Below are 14,259 nucleotides of genomic sequence, written 5' to 3'. Positions count from 1 at the left end.
TAAGCGATATCAGGGCCAGCGGCGGAAGATCAACGAGGTGTTGATGCCTCCAAAAGCGAAGTTATTGCTCATGACATAGTCACAGTCAATGTTCCGTCCTGGGCCGTTCAGGTAGTCGAGTTCTGCACAGGCATCATCAAGGCGGTCAAGATTGGCGGTGCCGTGGAACCAGCCTTCCTGCATCATCTTGATGGCGACCCAGGCTTCCAGCGCACCGCAGGCGCCTAGCGTGTGGCCGGTGAAGCTTTTAAAAGCGCTAATGGGCAGGTTTGAGCCGAACACCGCGTGTGTCGCATGACTCTCGGCAATATCGCCCCGCTCGGTGGCCGTGCCGTGGGCGCTGACATAACCAATCTGCTCGGGCTGCAAATTTGCATCCTCCAGTGCCTGGCGAATCGCTTGCTCCATCATGCTGGCATCCGGCTGGGTAACGTGGCGGCCATCGCTGTTGGTACCAAAGCCCACAAGCTCTGCGTGAATGGTGGCTCCCCGTGCTTGGGCGTACTCCAGTTCCTCAAGGATCAGCGTGCCTGCCCCTTCTCCGATCACCAGACCGTCGCGCTCGGCGTCAAAGGGGCGCGGCGAGGTGTGCGGCGCGTCATTGCGCGTACTGGTCGCAAACAGCGTATCGAAGACGGCCGCCTCGGAAGCCGAAAGCTCCTCGCAACCACCGGCAATCATGGCGGTCTGGCGTCCGAAACGGATGGCTTCGTAAGCATAGCCGATGCCTTGGCTGCCAGACGTGCAGGCACTTGAGGTGGTATAGATCCGCCCGCGCACCCCGAGAAAAACGCCGATATTGACCGGTGCGGTGTGGGCCATCATGCGAATATAGGAGTTGGCGTTCAGGCCATCGGTCGACTTATTGATCAACATGTTGCCAAAGTCGGCAATGGCGTCGGGCTCCCCAGCGGAGGCGCCGTACGCGATCCCCATCTGGCCACTGCCTAAGAGCGGCGTATCCAGCAGGCCTGCATCTTCCAGCGCCAGCTCACTGGCACGCGTGGCCATCTGCGCGCCGCGGCCCATGCTGCGCAGCGCCCGGCGATGATAATGCGCAGGCAAGGTAACGTCGCGCACGGGCGCCCCAAGGCGCGTATTGAGGCCGTCATAACTTTCCCAGTCATCCATGTGGATAACGCCGTTTTGCAAACGCTCAAGGCGAGCCTTGATGCTTGGCCAGTCGTTGCCGATCGGCGAGAAACCGGCCATGCCGGTCACTACCACACGGCGCCCCAGCCCGTCCTGGCGTTGTACATTACTTGCCATCAGCACATCCCTCCGTTGACGGCGAATACTTGCCGAGTGATATAGCCAGCATCGGCTGAACATAAAAAGCCCACCGTGGCTGCGACTTCTTCGCTGGTACCGGTGCGTTGCATGGGAATTAACTTAAGCGCTTCCTCGGTAACCAGGTCGTCGGTCATGTCGGTGTCGATCAAGCCTGGGGCAACGCAGTTGACCGTAATGCGGCGTTTCGCCAGTTCCACGGCCAAGGCTTTCATGGCACCGATCAGCCCGGCCTTGGCAGCGCTATAGTTGACCTGACCACGGTTGCCCATCATGCCTGAAACCGAGGACATCACGACGATGCGGCCGGGCGCCCGGCGGCGAATCATCGGCATGACGAGGGGCTTCACAACGTTATAGAAACCGTCGAGATTGGTGTGGATCACGCTGTCCCAATCCTCATCAGAGAGCGCGGGGAAGGCGGCGTCGGCGGTAATGCCCGCATTGCAAACAACACCGTAGTAGGCGCCATGCGCTTCGATATCGGCGTCCAGCGCCTGCTGCGCCGCGGCCCTGTCGGCAACATCAAAGCACAGCACGCGGGCGTTGCGGCCCATATCACGAATCTGGTTTGCGACGGCTTTTGCCTCTGCCTGACGCTGACGGCAATGTACGACGATATCGAAGCCATCCCGCGCCAGGCGTAAGGCGATGGCTTGGCCGATACCGCGGCTTGAACCGGTAACCAGGATGGTATTCGTCATTGAGTTTTTCCTTGTTGCATCATTTCCAGCGCCTGTTGCGTATCGGGCTGGAACACGTTGAGTGTGGCGTTAGCGATCAGCTGTTGCTGAGCATCTAGCAAGCGCCCCTGAAACGCGCCCAGGCCATTATCTGCCCGAAAATCGAGTTCCACTTCGATGCGTATCGGCTGGTCGAAGTGAAAAAACGGCTGTTGGCACTGATAACGGCGCGTGCCGAGTAGAAAGCCAATTTTCGGCGTATCGCCTGACGTCACGGACTGCACACCCGCCCACGCGGCAACGGCCTGGGCAAGCCACTCTAACCCGACCCAGCCGGGAATGCCGTCTGGTGTGGCAAACAGGTCGTCGGGCTGGGGTACGACGCGGGCATGTAGGTGTTCGTCACCCACGGCCAGTAGCGTATCCAGAAGGCACATGCCCAGGCGGTGCGGCACGTACGGCGCGATATCGCAGGGCAGGTCAAGCCGTGCGGGGATAAGTGAATCATTCATTGAAACGTTCCAGCAACAAGGCGATGTTATTACCCCCAAACGCGAAGGCATTGCTGATCGCGCGACGGCCGTGATGAGTCGTCGCCTTGGCGTAATTCAGTAACGGAAGTTCTGGGTCGACGTCACTATCGTGAACCTGGGGCGGCAGGCGTCCCTCATTGAGCGTCAGCCAGCAGAACGCCGCTTCGAGCGCGCCGCAGGCGCCTAGCGTATGCCCGGTCAGGGCCTTCGTTGAACTGCACGGTAGCGTATTGCCGAAAAGCGTTGCGACTGCCTTGGCTTCCATGCTGTCGTTCTGGCGCGTGGCGGTGCCGTGCAGGTTGAGATAATCAATGGCCGTGGCGGGCAGCTGCGCCATGGCAAGCGCGGCTTGCATCGCTTGAATGGCCCCCTGGCCATCTGGCCGAGGGGCGGAAATATGGTAAGCGTCGCTGCTTTCACCATAACCACTGAGCTGAATGCCGCCGGTTTCTGCCGTTACCAGAAACAGTGCGGCGGCTTCTCCAAGGTTGATACCGTCGCGCTCGGCTGAGAAGGGCTGAGAAGGACGGTCGCTAAGCGCCTCAAGCGAGGCAAACCCGTTGACGGTTAACCCACAAAGACTGTCAGCCCCACCGGCGATGACCGCATCGCACATACCGCTCGCCAGCAGGCGTTTGGCGCTTGCCAGGGCGCGCGCACTCGACGTACAGGCGGTAGAGAGCGTGTAGGTTGGTCCGTCCAGGCCGAGCCACTCGGCAACAAAGCGGGCTGGTGAGCCAATTTCATGGCGCTGGTAATGAAAGTCGTCGGGCCAGTGGCCTTCGCGCTGACGCTCAGCCAGCGCCGTTTCGGTTTCGCCGATGCCGGAGGTACTGGTGCCGAGCACCACGCCGATACGCGCCTGCGGGTGCCGCTTGCGAAAAGCCTCAAGCGTCGGTGCCAACTGCTCCAGGGCGGCGGCCAGCAGCTGGTTATTGCGCGAACGGTGTGCTGGCGGCAGTGCCTGGGCATCGGGCAGGGAGGTTGTGACTCGGCCTAACGGTAAAGGCCGCCCGGGGGTAAACACGTCGTCATACTCAAGCCCACGACGGCCAGTAAACAGGGCGTCGGCAATGGTTGCCAGGTCATCACCGATCGAACAGACCAGGGCCGGTGGCAGGAGGCGACAAGGAGGCGTCTGAGACGCTATCAAGGGGTTAAGCATGGGGCGGTTGTCTGGTCGGTGTCACTAAGGGGCATGATATACAAGCGGTAACCTGCCTCAACGTCGTCAATTAACGTGCATGCCGAGTCACCGCTGATCCGTGCCACGATACGCTGCCGGTAGCGCATCGTGCGGCCCGTCTCATCCTCCTGGATTGACCAGGCGCTGGACCCAAAGGCTTGTTCAATAGCCGGTGCGGGCCACAGGTTCCAGCTCAAACGGCTGGCCAGCCACTCAGCGGTAAAGGGCGGCTCAAAGGCGGCATCCTGTAGAAAGCGGCTGCCGCTATCGTCGTGTATCAGAGTCAGCAGGCGCTGGCCTTGAGGGCTTAGTATGACCAGGCGCAACGTCTTGTCGTCGTGGCGCAGAACGCCAATCATCTCATGGTGCTGGCTATTATGTTCAAACGTCAGGCGCTGCCGCTGCGTTTCCATCGCCGGTAGTGTCGAGAGGCTGGGTACGGTCGCCACCGGCCGCCCGGCACAGCCGAACAGCAGAAGCAGGGCGCTGAGCAGTCCTGCCTGACATGCGAAGCGAAACAACGTGATGGTCATTTTTCCTTCCCTGCGGTATCGCAGTGCATATCGGTACAGGCCTCTGCCAGACTGTCTAACCGCCGACGGCTGGCGGCAACGAACGGGTTTTCTTCATCCCAGGCGTAGCCGGCGAGCACTGAGCTGATCATGGTGCGTATGCGTGGTATCTGTTGGTCATTGAAGATGATGCGCGGTAGGCGGCTATCGTACCAGGCCTCCACGAATTCACGGAAGGTGGCAACGCCGCGTCGTAGGGGCTGTTCAAACTGGCTATTCCAATCGACGTGCTCACCGGCGAGCTGGCGCTCGACCAGGGGGGCGGCACGCAGGGCTGAATCCAGGGCAATGGTGACCCCTGAAGAGAAAACCGGATCAAGAAATTCGCCCGCGTTACCCAGCAGGGCAAAACCGGGGCCGTGCAGTTGCTCGACATCTGCTGAATAACCCTCTAAGCGGCTAACCGCGCGAATGGCGTTCGCATTGGCCAGTAGTTCGGCGAGCCTCGGTTCGGCACGTATGAAGTGCCAGAGGCGCTCCTCATCATTGATACCTGCAGCTTCCAGTGTTGCCCGGTCACCTACTACGCCAACCGATGCCCGCCCATTCGTGAAGGGAATCAGCCAGTACCAGATGCCGGGATGCTCAGGGTGCAAACCGATCAGGATCTTCTCGCGGTCGTAACGCGAACAATCAATGTGATCGTCAATATGGGTAAACAGCGCGCAGCGTGATTCAAGCGTCGAGGGGCGGGCAAGGCCGGTGAGGCGCGCCAGGACGCGACCATAACCACTGGCGTCGAGCACAAAGCGTGCGTGTAACGAGCGCTGCTCACCGTTGGCATCGACCAACGTAAGGCTGGGGCGTTCGGGGTCGGCGACAAAGGCTTCAACGCGGGTATCAAACTCAACCTGGGCGCCCAGCTGGCGCGCGCCTTCGATTAAGCGCTGGTCGAAGTCAGCGCGTTCGATCTGCCACGTGGTGCCTGGGCCTGGCGTGAACTTGTCGCGAAAGTCGATGGCCGCATAGCGGTCCCGCCAAGTGAAGGCCGCCCCGTTCTTGGTTTGAAATCCGCCTGCCTTGGCGGCATCCAGCAGGCCACAGGCTTCAAGGTGGACCATGCACTGTGGCAGCAAACTTTCGCCGATGGAAAAGCGCGGAAAGCGGCTGCGCTCAATCACCCGCACGTCCAGACCCCGCTGGGCAAGCCAGGCCGCCGCTGCCGCGCCGGAAGGCCCGGCGCCGATGATGGCGACATCGGTGGTATCCTGGATGTTCATGTGTTGCGTTGTTTCTATAGCCATCAGGGAGTGTCCTGTCGAGAAGATAAAGACCAAGTGCCTGCCCTGGCAAACGGTACAAGCGCCCAAGCTGATGCAAGGCCAATGAGGCAAGTGAGCCCCAGGTAGTGAAGCGCCGGGGTGGCACTGAACGCCAGTAGGCCAAAGGCCAACAGGCTTGAGGCACACGACAGGCTAATGGCCAGCCAGGCAGCTGGGCTGTTGGGGTGCTCCGTGCTGAATATACCCGCGTCGAGACCGATACCCAGTACCAGCAGCAATCCCAGCAGGTGGAAAAGCGTCAATCCGATATTAAAGGCGCTCAACAGCGCGATGGTTGACAGCAGTGCGCCCAGCGGGGGCAATAATACGCGCCAGGCCCGCCTGCGATAGCGAACGCCAAATATCACCGCAAGCCCCGCCACGGCGATGGCCAGGCACAGGGCGATCTGGTCGCGGAGCTGCGACAGATGGCTGGATAACGTTGCCACGCGGTCCTGGTAGAGCACGTATTCCGGTGCAGCAAGGTGAGTAAATGCTTGCTGAGCAGTACTGTCGGCATCGCCCAGCGTTATCAGCGCCGCCATGTCTGTACGCTCGACATCGGCGGTTGTGCTTAGCCAGAGCATGGCATCGGCTTGCCCCGCGGGGGTGTTGAGCCACGCAGTGATCGTCAGCAGCGGCACGCTTTCAAGCGAGCGCTGCGCGGTTTCCAGCAAGGTCGAAGGAAGGCCTGCCTGGGCGATCAGCTCGGGCAGGGCGTTACGGTAGGCCTGACGTACGCGCTCAAGGTTGGCGTCTTGCGTCGCTGGAGAGGGCACCGCTTGGGCCAGGTGGCGGTAGTGGGTCAAGTGCCCTTGTGCCTCTAAATCGGCAAGGTCCGCGTCCAGAGCTTCAAGGCGTTCCAATAGTTCGTCTTCCTGCTCGGCGGTGACAAGCAGGTAGCGGCTGGCGGTTGGGCTATCCAGCAGTATCTGCACGCGTTGCTGCTCGGTAATCAGCTCGGCAGGTGACGGGTTGAGCTGGCGAAGATCATCGTCAGCGGACAGCCGCGTGGCGATCATGACGACTGCGAGAACCCCAAGTAGAGCGAGTAGCCCCCAATACCTGGGCGCGTGAGGCGGTAAACGTAGACGGTTCAACTGAGTGGCAATACGCGTGGTGGCGGCATGAGGGCGTGGGGTGAACCACGGCAGCCAAAGCCGCACCGTTAGCCAGGCGCCAATTAGCCCCAGTGCCACGAACGTGGCCATCTGGCGCAGCCCCGGCAGCGGCGTGGCAAGCTGGACAAGATAGGCGACCAGGCTGGATATCAGGCCGAGTAATAGCCCCGGCCAAAGCCTGGCCAGCGGCTGTTCGGGCGCCAACTGGCGAGCACATTGAAAATGCAGGGCGTAATCTATCGCAATGCCGATCAAGCTAGCGCCAAAAGCCAGCGTCAGCAGGTTGAGCGTACCAAAAAGTAGCCAGGTCAAGGGCAGTGCAAACAGAATGCCACACGCCACCGGTAGCAACAGGCTGGCCAGTATCGAACCGCGCCGAAAGGTGATCCAGAGTAGCAAGGTGATACCCAGCAGCGAGCCAATGCCGATGGTCAAGGTTTCGCGCTTGGCCTGCTCGGCACCGGCGGCGGCGTGAAACACCAGCCCGCTTCGCAACAGCTCGGCTTCTGGATGAGCATCGCTAAACTCCGCCAGCGCTGTGACAAGGCGTTGCTGCATGGCCATATCATAGGGGCTGGCCGTGAGTTGACCGCTGATGATGAACCAGTTACCGCTCTCATCCCTGACGGCAGGCAGGCCGTCGATCAGGCGAATGGGGCCCGCCAGGCGTTGGTCCTGCCAGGCATCCAGCAGGCCAAAGGGGTCCTGGCGTGGGTCAGCGCTACTTCCCGGCGTGAACAGCTGGCGCAGGCCTCGTTGCACCCAAGCGTCGTTATCGGCAGCGGCCAACGAGGGCGATAGCAGCCGATAACGGTACGCTGATAAGTCGCTGTCGGGGGTGTGCAGAAGGTCATCGTCGAAGGCTGTGACGCTAGCCGATTGTTTAAGACGGGTCTTGAGATCCGCAACCAGCTGAGTCGGCGATTCGTCCCGCAACAGCAGCACGAAGCGGTCCTCGAAGGCCTGCGTTAGGCGCTGTTCGGCGTGTTCGAGCAGCGCTCCCTGCCGGGTGTCCGGCAACAGCGTGGTAATGCGCGTATCCAGTGCTGCGCCCCTGCTCAGCAGGCTCGCCAAGAGCAAGGCGCAGCCCAGCAGCAGCCCCGCCCAGCCGATAGCTGCCAGACGCTCCAGGCGGCCGGGACGCGTTGCTGCACTCACGATGTATGCTTATCGTCTTCAAGACGCTCGCAAGCCGCACCGCTCAAGGTAAGCTCAAGGCGGTCATCATTGGTGAACATGATCTCGACACGCTCTACCTGCTGGTTGCCGTGAACCAGTAACTGGTCAAGCCGTTGGGCGATGTTCGCTTCACTGGGCGTCAGCTTGGCCTGCCACTCTTCCTGGGTGCCGCTGAGTTCGATGGCGAAGTATCTCTCCAACGCCTGCCAGTCACCTGAAAGCAGGCCACCAAGCACCGGTGCGACCGCCTGAAAACCCATCGGTAGCTCGTCGTTGTCCGCGCTCATCACCACGCGGTCATTAATGGGGGAGGTCGTTTGCCAGACAAGCCCTGCGTCTTGATGTTCAAAGGTTCCACGGCTTTCCAACTGACTGTCGAGATCGGCTAGCCAGCGTGTTTGCTCGAATCGCCCGCACTGCGGTGCATTGTCGGCCAAGCGTGCGGCGAGGTCGTCAGCGTCGGGAGCCACCCAAGCGGCAGCGCTGGCGCTGATGGCTAGAAGGGTAAAGACAAAAAAAGCCGCTTGGTGAATAGCGCGCATCATTGATTGGCCTCCTGCCAGGCGAGCAGACGTTCCCGCAAAACGGGGGGCGATTCCAGGCGCATTTCGCGGTCTTCAATTCCGACGGCCACCTGTACGCTCCAGGCGCGCGTCAGGCGTTTGCGGGTGTGTGCATCGCGAATGGTGTAGTCGATCTTGAGGCGGTTCTCCCACTCGCTCAGGCGCGCTTCGATTGCGATTCGCTGGGCGAATAGCACCGGTGCCGCGTAGCGCAGGCGTAAATCGATCACCGGCCAGGCAAATCCTGAGGCCTGCATTTGGGGATAGTTGTAATCGAGCGCATCGAGCAGCGTGCAGCGGGCAATTTCCAGGTAGCGCACATAGTGGCCGTGCCAAGCCACCTGCATCATGTCGATATCGTGAAACGGTATCGTCAGCTCGGTCTCGTAGCGGGGCAGTTTGCCATCATCAAGCGTCATATAGGCTCCAGTGGCGTTGGCGAATCACGTCACACAGGGTGCGGAGTTCGTGTTCCAGGGCGCGGTCTTCGCCAAGTGCCGGAAAGATCTGGCGGCAGTCGGTCAGAAATTCAGCCAGACGGCCGGGCAGCGGTGGCGCATCGCCTATCTGGCTGCGTAGCTCAACACCCTGACAGGCCGCATGCAGCGTGGCGGCCGCGACCTGTTCTACCAGGGTGAGCACACGCAGCGCATCGCGGGCGGCAATCGTGCCCATGCTGACCTTGTCCTGATTGTGGCATTCGGTGGAGCGCGAGAAAACGCTGGCGGGCATGGTCAGCTTCAGCGCCTCGGCAGTCCATGCGGATGCACCGATCTGCACGGCCTTGTAGCCATGGTTAAGGCTGGCTCGCTCGGGGGCGGCACCGCTTAAGTTGCTGGGCAAACCATGATTAAAACGAGCATCCACCAGCAGCGCCAGTTGGCGGTCGAGCAAATCCGCGAGGTTGGCGCAGGCCTGCTTGAGGCTATCCATGGCGAAGGCGACATGGCCGCCGTAAAAGTGGCCGCCGTGCATGACCTTGCCTTGTTCGGCGTCGATCAATGGATTGTCGTTGGCACTGTTGAGTTCGTTTTCGAGAAACTGGCGCCACCAGGGCAGGGCATCTTCCACTACGCCGATCACGTGCGGGGCGCAGCGCGTCGAGTAGCGATCCTGAAGGCGCGATGAGTTGCGCGGCGTATCGGGCGCGTGGAGATCCTCGCGCAGGCGTTCGGCGACTTTATTCTGCCCCGGATGCGGTTTGGCGGCGAAAAGCTCGGCATCAAAGTGGTAGGGGTTGCCGTTCAGCGCATGCACGGAGAGCGCTGTGATGCGGGTGGTCAGCCGCGCCAGATAAGTGGTGCGGGCGAAGGCGAACACGCTCAGCGCTGTCATCACCGCGGTGCCGTTCATCAGCGCCAGGCCTTCCTTGGGCTTCAGGCGATAGGGGGTCAGCCCGTGCTCGGTAAACACCTCCGCCGTAGGCCGCCGCTGGCCGTTATGAAATACGTCCCGCTCACCGCACAAGACGGCGGCCAGGTAAGATAGCGGCGTGAGATCCCCGCTGGCCCCGACAGAGCCTTCTTCAGGAATCACCGGTATTACGTCGTGTTCAAGCAACCATGCCAAGCGCTCAAGCAGCTCGACGCTGACGCCGGATACGCCACGACAAAGCGAGACAAGGCGTACCATGATCACCGCCCGCGCGGCCTCAACCGTTAGCGCCTCGCCCAGCCCGCAGCCATGAAAGGTGTACAGCTGGCGGGGCAGTTGCTCCAGGTCGGAGGCGGAGACTTCGCGGGTGCAGGAGTCACCATAACCGGTGGTAACGCCGTAGACGACGCCCTCTTCCTCAAGCAGGCGCTCAAGAAAGGCATTGCCTTTGGCAATACGTTTACGAAAATCGGGTGCCGTCGACAGAATGACGCGACGGCGACCTTCGGCAACAGCCAGCACGTCTTCAAGGCTGACCATCGATCCATCCAGAATGAGCGGTGCGCTAGTAAGAGGCCCCGCCGTCGGGTCACGCAGTATTGTCATGAAGGTATCCAGTATCATTTATCCAGAAGGGATAAAAATTGAACCATTGCAGCGGGTGCCGCCGAACGCGTTCGGCCAGGTGGTCGGCATGCGCCTGCATGGTATCGGTAATCCACGTTTCACGCTGACGACGAGGCAGGTCCCGGGTGTCGCCAAGAAGCTCAAAGTCGATCCTGAAATGGTCATCATCGCGTACGCAGGCCAGCGTATAGAGGGGGCAACGCAGCAAGGTGGCCAGGCGGAAAGGGCCTTCCGGGAAGCTTGCCTGGTCGCCGAGAAAATCAAACGACTGGGTTCGCTCTCCTGACAGGGGAAGGCGGTCGGCGGCGATGACCACATAGCCACCGGCGTTAATACGCTCAGCCAGCGTCTGAGCAGTGGCTGGGGTAACTTCGCTGACTTCGAGAATCTGTGGGCGCGGCTTGCCCGTGACGCGTTCAAGCAGAGCATTGAACTTGCGTGCATTGCGGGTGTGCATCATCACCGTCAGGTCGAGATTGGTATGGCGTTCGGTCAGCGCATTCACTACGTCAAGATTGCCGTGGTGGGCGACAAGGATCAATCCGCCCTGACCGTCAGCGATCGCTTGAGTGAAGCGCTCGACCCCGCTACCCACCAGACGTTCGTCGGCAATATGGCCGCTCCACGCTTCGACCTTGTCCATCAGCGTTTCGCCAAAGGCCAGAAAGTGGCGATAGCTGTGCCACCAACGGGCGACAGGCTGCTGCTTGAGTGTGGGGTCAAGGCGTTGCAGAAAAGCCTGGGAAGCGCGCCGGGCCGTGGTGTGGACGAGAAAATACCAGAGCATGACTGGCCATAGTGCCAGCCGAAAAGGCCAGCGGCCCAGGCGCCGCTGTATAGCCACCATCAGGGTCATCCCCAGCAGCGTGCCGCGTTCGCCGATCCGCGCCCAGTGGTAGTTCATGGGCTCGCCTCGCGGTGTGGCTGAAAGCGCCGGGCGAGCAAGCGTGGCAGGCGCCACAACATGCCGAAAAACAGGCGCGTATGCATCAGCGATATCTGCCGGTTATCGCGCCATACGGCAAAATGGCTGATACCGTCGCGGGGGTAGTGCACACGTACCGGGCGGTGCAGCATGGCGCCTTGTTCCCAGTGCCAGCGCACCAGCACTTCGGTATCGAAGGTCATGCGATTGCCACAGGGGTGGCGGGCCAGCATTCGGTTGAGCGGTGCCACCGGGTAGAGCCTGACACCGCACATCGAGTCGCGAATATCCAGCGATAAGGTATTTATCCACACCCAGATATGGGTGGCGTAGCGGCCATAGAAGCGCACTCGGGGCACGCTAGCGTCATATCGAGGATAACCCACTACCAGCGTGTGCTGGGCTACCGTTAGCGTGGCGAGAAACGCGGGCAGATCATCGACCCCGTGCTGGCCGTCGGCATCGACCTGAAGTGCATGGCTGAACCCCAACTGCTCGGCGTAGCGTAATCCGGCACGTACAGCCGCCCCCTTACCCTGGTTAGTCTCAAGGCGCAGCAGGTGATGGCCCTGTTCAGCCAAGCGATCCAAAACGGCGGCACACTGTTGATCACTGCCGTCATCGACCAGCAGCAGCGGTATCTCCAGCGCTGTTAGTTCCTCGCATAGCGGGGTGATTGTCGCTGGATGGTTATACACAGGGATAAGGATACAGGGCCTTGGCTCAGCCATGCTGATCTCCCTTGGGCGTTTGCAGGCGAACCTGCCCGGTGCAGTGGCGCCCTTCCTGGGAGTCAATGCTAAACGCGATGCCATCCTCGCGGCGGGTCAGCTGTAGGGTGAAACGAGTGCCAGGCAGTAGTGCGCGCGTAAACTTCAAGCGCTCGATACCCAGAAACAGGCCTCTGTGGCCAAAGATATCGTGGGCATAATGGATGGCCCACTGCACCATCACCACGCCCGGAACCAGCGGGTATTGATCAAAGTGGCCTTCCAGAAACACCAGCCGCTCCGGAACTTCCAAGGTGAGCAGGCGACTATTGGCATCAAGAGGGTGCTCTCCCAGCCAGCGCGGCACTTTCGGGTCGTCCAGGTCGGCAAACAGGCGGTTGATCAGTGTGCGGTCCAGCTTTCCCTGGGCATTGCTTGGCAGCGTTTCAACAAAGCGCCAATAGCGGGGCACGGCAATAGGCTCCAGGTGGTCGGAAAGGTTTTCGCGCATACGCTGGATCAAATGCTGCCGAGCATCACGCTGGTGCGGAATCGATGGTTTGTCCAGCACGATCACGGCGCCCAAGCGGCTGTCGGCGCGGTCAAGGTCGACACAGCGTACCTCGCTGACCGCTTCCACTGCCGTAAGAATGCGCTCGACATGGTCGAGCGAGATGCGCTTGCCGCCAATCTTGACCAGGCGATCCGCTCGGCCCAGCAGCGTGAAGCCGTCATCTGCCGGCGCCGCCTGGTCAGGCTGATGCCACCACTGTTGAGGCGTCTCCAGAAACGGCGACCGCAAACTCAGGCTACCGTTTTGAAACGATAACTCCACGCCGGGCAGCGGCTGCCAGCTGGAACGGCGTGTTTGGCGACGCTGGGCAATGCCGCCCGTTTCGGTACTGCCATAAATCTCGATGACCGGCGCCTGTAACAGGCGTTCAGCAAGCTGAGCATGTGCCAGCGCCAAGGGTGCACCCGATGAGAACACGCGGGCAGGCGGCGTAGCGGCGTGCCAGGGCAGGTGTTCAGGCAAGCGCGACAGCTGCGCAGGGGAGCTGACCACGACCGGGTGCAGGCCTGCTGTATCGGCTTCCTGCAAACGGGCCATTAGCGCTTCGGGATAACGGCTTTCACCACCGCAGAACGGCGCGCCCGCACATAAGGGGTGCAGTATGCCGGTGAGCAGCCCGTAAATATGCTGGTGGCTGACCTGGGAAATAACCCCGCTGTCTACCAGTGGCCAAAGCCTGGCGTGGGCTGATAACTCTGCCTCCAATTGATCAAAACGCTTGGCTAACTGAACGGGGTTGCCGGTGGAGCCTGAGGTGGATAGCACAACGGCGGTAGCGCTCGGGTCCAGAAATGCCGTGCGGGGGCGTGTTTCAGCGCCCTGCGGGAGCCGCGGCTCAGGCATATCGGGCAGGGTGCCATCGACTTCGCTTGCCAGCCGGGAGAGCGTTTCGGGGCGATCATCGGCGGGTAGCACGGCGACCCGGCCGCTTTCCCATAAGGCGATCAGTGCGGCGCAGAACGCTAGCGGTTGCTGCTGGCACAGCAGCCAACGGCCGGCGGGTTTGTCCGCCAGCCAGTGGTGCCATGCATCAATATGCGCCGTAAGCGAAGCGCCACACACCCAGTGGCTGGGAAGTGACTCATGACGGGGAGCGGATCTACGCCAGGGTAACTGAGTAAGCGAGATAAAGGTCATGTCAGGCGGCTCCGCAGCTGATGACGTATTAACCATTCACCGGTAAACATGACGGCGATTAGGCCATAGCTGATGGCACCGTTGTACAGTGTCCATGTTGCCAAGCTTGCGTACAGCGCTGTCCAGCTTGCGATGGCACCGTTGAGTATGAAAAAGCCACACCATGCCCAAGTGACATTTCGGGTATAGCGTATGCCGGCGGCGGGCAGCTCGGGCTCGCGCAGGCGCGCCAAACGTTCGATGACCGGCACTCCTCGCCACAGGCTAGAGAGAAAAATAGCCAGCATGACCGCGTTTACGGCCACGGGGTATGCGCGCATGCCGAGTTCCGCGTGCCCCAGCCCGCCCAGGGCGACCAGCAGAACCGCCGCAGCGGCTGCCAGATAGCGCGCTTGAGGCATTCTCCAGGCGAGTAGTGCCGCACCGATGACCAGTAACGGCCAGCTGCCAACGTCATCATGCAAAAGCAGTACCAGTAGTGGCCACATCAACGCGCACGCCATGCTTGCGTATTTGGACATGG

Annotated in this window: 14 protein-coding genes; all 14 read right to left on the bottom strand. The window is 61.1% G+C overall.

What is annotated here, in order from left to right; all coding sequences use genetic code 11:
• Positions 1–9: 9 nt before the first annotated feature.
• From ACT3TY_RS09030 to ACT3TY_RS08965, 14 genes are read right to left on the bottom strand one after another with little or no spacing between them, the layout of a single operon-like run.
• Positions 10–1,269: a beta-ketoacyl-ACP synthase gene (locus tag ACT3TY_RS09030; protein WP_444627964.1), complete on the bottom strand. Its 1,260-nt coding sequence runs from the start codon at positions 1,267–1,269 to the stop codon at positions 10–12.
• A complete protein-coding gene (fabG, locus tag ACT3TY_RS09025; RefSeq protein WP_193056557.1) occupies positions 1,269–1,994 on the bottom strand; it encodes a 3-oxoacyl-ACP reductase FabG in 726 nt (241 codons plus the stop codon). Before fabG ends, ACT3TY_RS09030 begins: the two co-directional genes overlap by 1 nt.
• Positions 1,991–2,485 carry an ApeP family dehydratase gene (locus tag ACT3TY_RS09020; protein WP_193084796.1) on the bottom strand — a complete coding sequence of 165 codons (495 nt, stop codon included), beginning with the start codon at positions 2,483–2,485 and terminating at the stop codon, positions 1,991–1,993. The genes fabG and ACT3TY_RS09020 overlap by 4 nt, the downstream gene beginning before the upstream one ends.
• Positions 2,478–3,659 (bottom strand): beta-ketoacyl-ACP synthase, encoded by a 1,182-nt coding sequence (locus tag ACT3TY_RS09015; RefSeq protein WP_444627963.1) that lies wholly within the window; start codon positions 3,657–3,659, stop codon positions 2,478–2,480. Before ACT3TY_RS09015 ends, ACT3TY_RS09020 begins: the two co-directional genes overlap by 8 nt.
• Positions 3,656–4,225 carry a DUF3261 domain-containing protein gene (locus ACT3TY_RS09010; protein WP_444627962.1) on the bottom strand — a complete coding sequence of 190 codons (570 nt, stop codon included), beginning with the start codon at positions 4,223–4,225 and terminating at the stop codon, positions 3,656–3,658. The genes ACT3TY_RS09015 and ACT3TY_RS09010 overlap by 4 nt, the downstream gene beginning before the upstream one ends.
• Positions 4,222–5,508: an NAD(P)/FAD-dependent oxidoreductase gene (locus ACT3TY_RS09005; protein ID WP_444627961.1), complete on the bottom strand. Its 1,287-nt coding sequence runs from the start codon at positions 5,506–5,508 to the stop codon at positions 4,222–4,224. The genes ACT3TY_RS09010 and ACT3TY_RS09005 overlap by 4 nt, the downstream gene beginning before the upstream one ends.
• Positions 5,508–7,805, bottom strand: coding sequence for an MMPL family transporter (locus tag ACT3TY_RS09000; RefSeq protein ID WP_444627960.1), 2,298 nt, complete (start codon positions 7,803–7,805; stop codon positions 5,508–5,510). The genes ACT3TY_RS09005 and ACT3TY_RS09000 overlap by 1 nt, the downstream gene beginning before the upstream one ends.
• The gene (locus tag ACT3TY_RS08995; protein WP_444627959.1) at positions 7,802–8,371 is read right to left on the bottom strand and encodes a LolA-related protein; all 570 of its coding nucleotides are present in this window, start codon (positions 8,369–8,371) and stop codon (positions 7,802–7,804) included. The genes ACT3TY_RS09000 and ACT3TY_RS08995 overlap by 4 nt, the downstream gene beginning before the upstream one ends.
• Complete coding sequence (locus tag ACT3TY_RS08990; protein WP_193056550.1) at positions 8,368–8,808, bottom strand: acyl-CoA thioesterase; 441 nt, start codon at positions 8,806–8,808, stop codon at positions 8,368–8,370. The genes ACT3TY_RS08995 and ACT3TY_RS08990 overlap by 4 nt, the downstream gene beginning before the upstream one ends.
• Complete coding sequence (locus ACT3TY_RS08985; RefSeq protein WP_444627958.1) at positions 8,798–10,369, bottom strand: HAL/PAL/TAL family ammonia-lyase; 1,572 nt, start codon at positions 10,367–10,369, stop codon at positions 8,798–8,800. The genes ACT3TY_RS08990 and ACT3TY_RS08985 overlap by 11 nt, the downstream gene beginning before the upstream one ends.
• On the bottom strand, positions 10,353–11,294 hold the full coding sequence (locus ACT3TY_RS08980) for an LpxL/LpxP family acyltransferase (protein ID WP_444627957.1): 942 nt from the start codon (positions 11,292–11,294) through the stop codon (positions 10,353–10,355). The genes ACT3TY_RS08985 and ACT3TY_RS08980 overlap by 17 nt, the downstream gene beginning before the upstream one ends.
• Positions 11,291–12,046, bottom strand: coding sequence for a glycosyltransferase family 2 protein (locus ACT3TY_RS08975; protein ID WP_444627956.1), 756 nt, complete (start codon positions 12,044–12,046; stop codon positions 11,291–11,293). The genes ACT3TY_RS08980 and ACT3TY_RS08975 overlap by 4 nt, the downstream gene beginning before the upstream one ends.
• Positions 12,039–13,736: an AMP-binding protein gene (locus ACT3TY_RS08970; protein WP_193084789.1), complete on the bottom strand. Its 1,698-nt coding sequence runs from the start codon at positions 13,734–13,736 to the stop codon at positions 12,039–12,041. Before ACT3TY_RS08970 ends, ACT3TY_RS08975 begins: the two co-directional genes overlap by 8 nt.
• Entirely contained in the window at positions 13,733–14,257 is a 525-nt protein-coding gene (locus tag ACT3TY_RS08965) for a hypothetical protein (protein WP_226930563.1), read from the bottom strand. The genes ACT3TY_RS08970 and ACT3TY_RS08965 overlap by 4 nt, the downstream gene beginning before the upstream one ends.
• Positions 14,258–14,259: the final 2 nt, after the last annotated feature.

It is taken from the genome of Halomonas sp. AOP22-C1-8 (genome assembly GCF_052378905.1).
Taxonomy (GTDB): Bacteria; Pseudomonadota; Gammaproteobacteria; order Pseudomonadales; family Halomonadaceae; genus Vreelandella; species Vreelandella citrativorans.
This window is presented reverse-complemented; position numbering and strand designations above follow the sequence as displayed.

Coding starts and splice junctions, on each gene's coding strand:
- ACT3TY_RS08995 (WP_444627959.1), bottom strand. CDS start 8,371: ATGATGCGCGCTATTCACCAAGCGGCTTTTTTTGTCTTTACCCTTCTA.
- ACT3TY_RS08970 (WP_193084789.1), bottom strand. CDS start 13,736: ATGACCTTTATCTCGCTTACTCAGTTACCCTGGCGTAGATCCGCTCCC.
- ACT3TY_RS09030 (WP_444627964.1), bottom strand. CDS start 1,269: ATGGCAAGTAATGTACAACGCCAGGACGGGCTGGGGCGCCGTGTGGTA.
- fabG (WP_193056557.1), bottom strand. CDS start 1,994: ATGACGAATACCATCCTGGTTACCGGTTCAAGCCGCGGTATCGGCCAA.
- ACT3TY_RS08975 (WP_444627956.1), bottom strand. CDS start 12,046: ATGGCTGAGCCAAGGCCCTGTATCCTTATCCCTGTGTATAACCATCCA.
- ACT3TY_RS08980 (WP_444627957.1), bottom strand. CDS start 11,294: ATGAACTACCACTGGGCGCGGATCGGCGAACGCGGCACGCTGCTGGGG.
- ACT3TY_RS09010 (WP_444627962.1), bottom strand. CDS start 4,225: ATGACCATCACGTTGTTTCGCTTCGCATGTCAGGCAGGACTGCTCAGC.
- ACT3TY_RS09005 (WP_444627961.1), bottom strand. CDS start 5,508: ATGGCTATAGAAACAACGCAACACATGAACATCCAGGATACCACCGAT.
- ACT3TY_RS08990 (WP_193056550.1), bottom strand. CDS start 8,808: ATGACGCTTGATGATGGCAAACTGCCCCGCTACGAGACCGAGCTGACG.
- ACT3TY_RS08985 (WP_444627958.1), bottom strand. CDS start 10,369: ATGACAATACTGCGTGACCCGACGGCGGGGCCTCTTACTAGCGCACCG.
- ACT3TY_RS09020 (WP_193084796.1), bottom strand. CDS start 2,485: ATGAATGATTCACTTATCCCCGCACGGCTTGACCTGCCCTGCGATATC.
- ACT3TY_RS08965 (WP_226930563.1), bottom strand. CDS start 14,257: ATGTCCAAATACGCAAGCATGGCGTGCGCGTTGATGTGGCCACTACTG.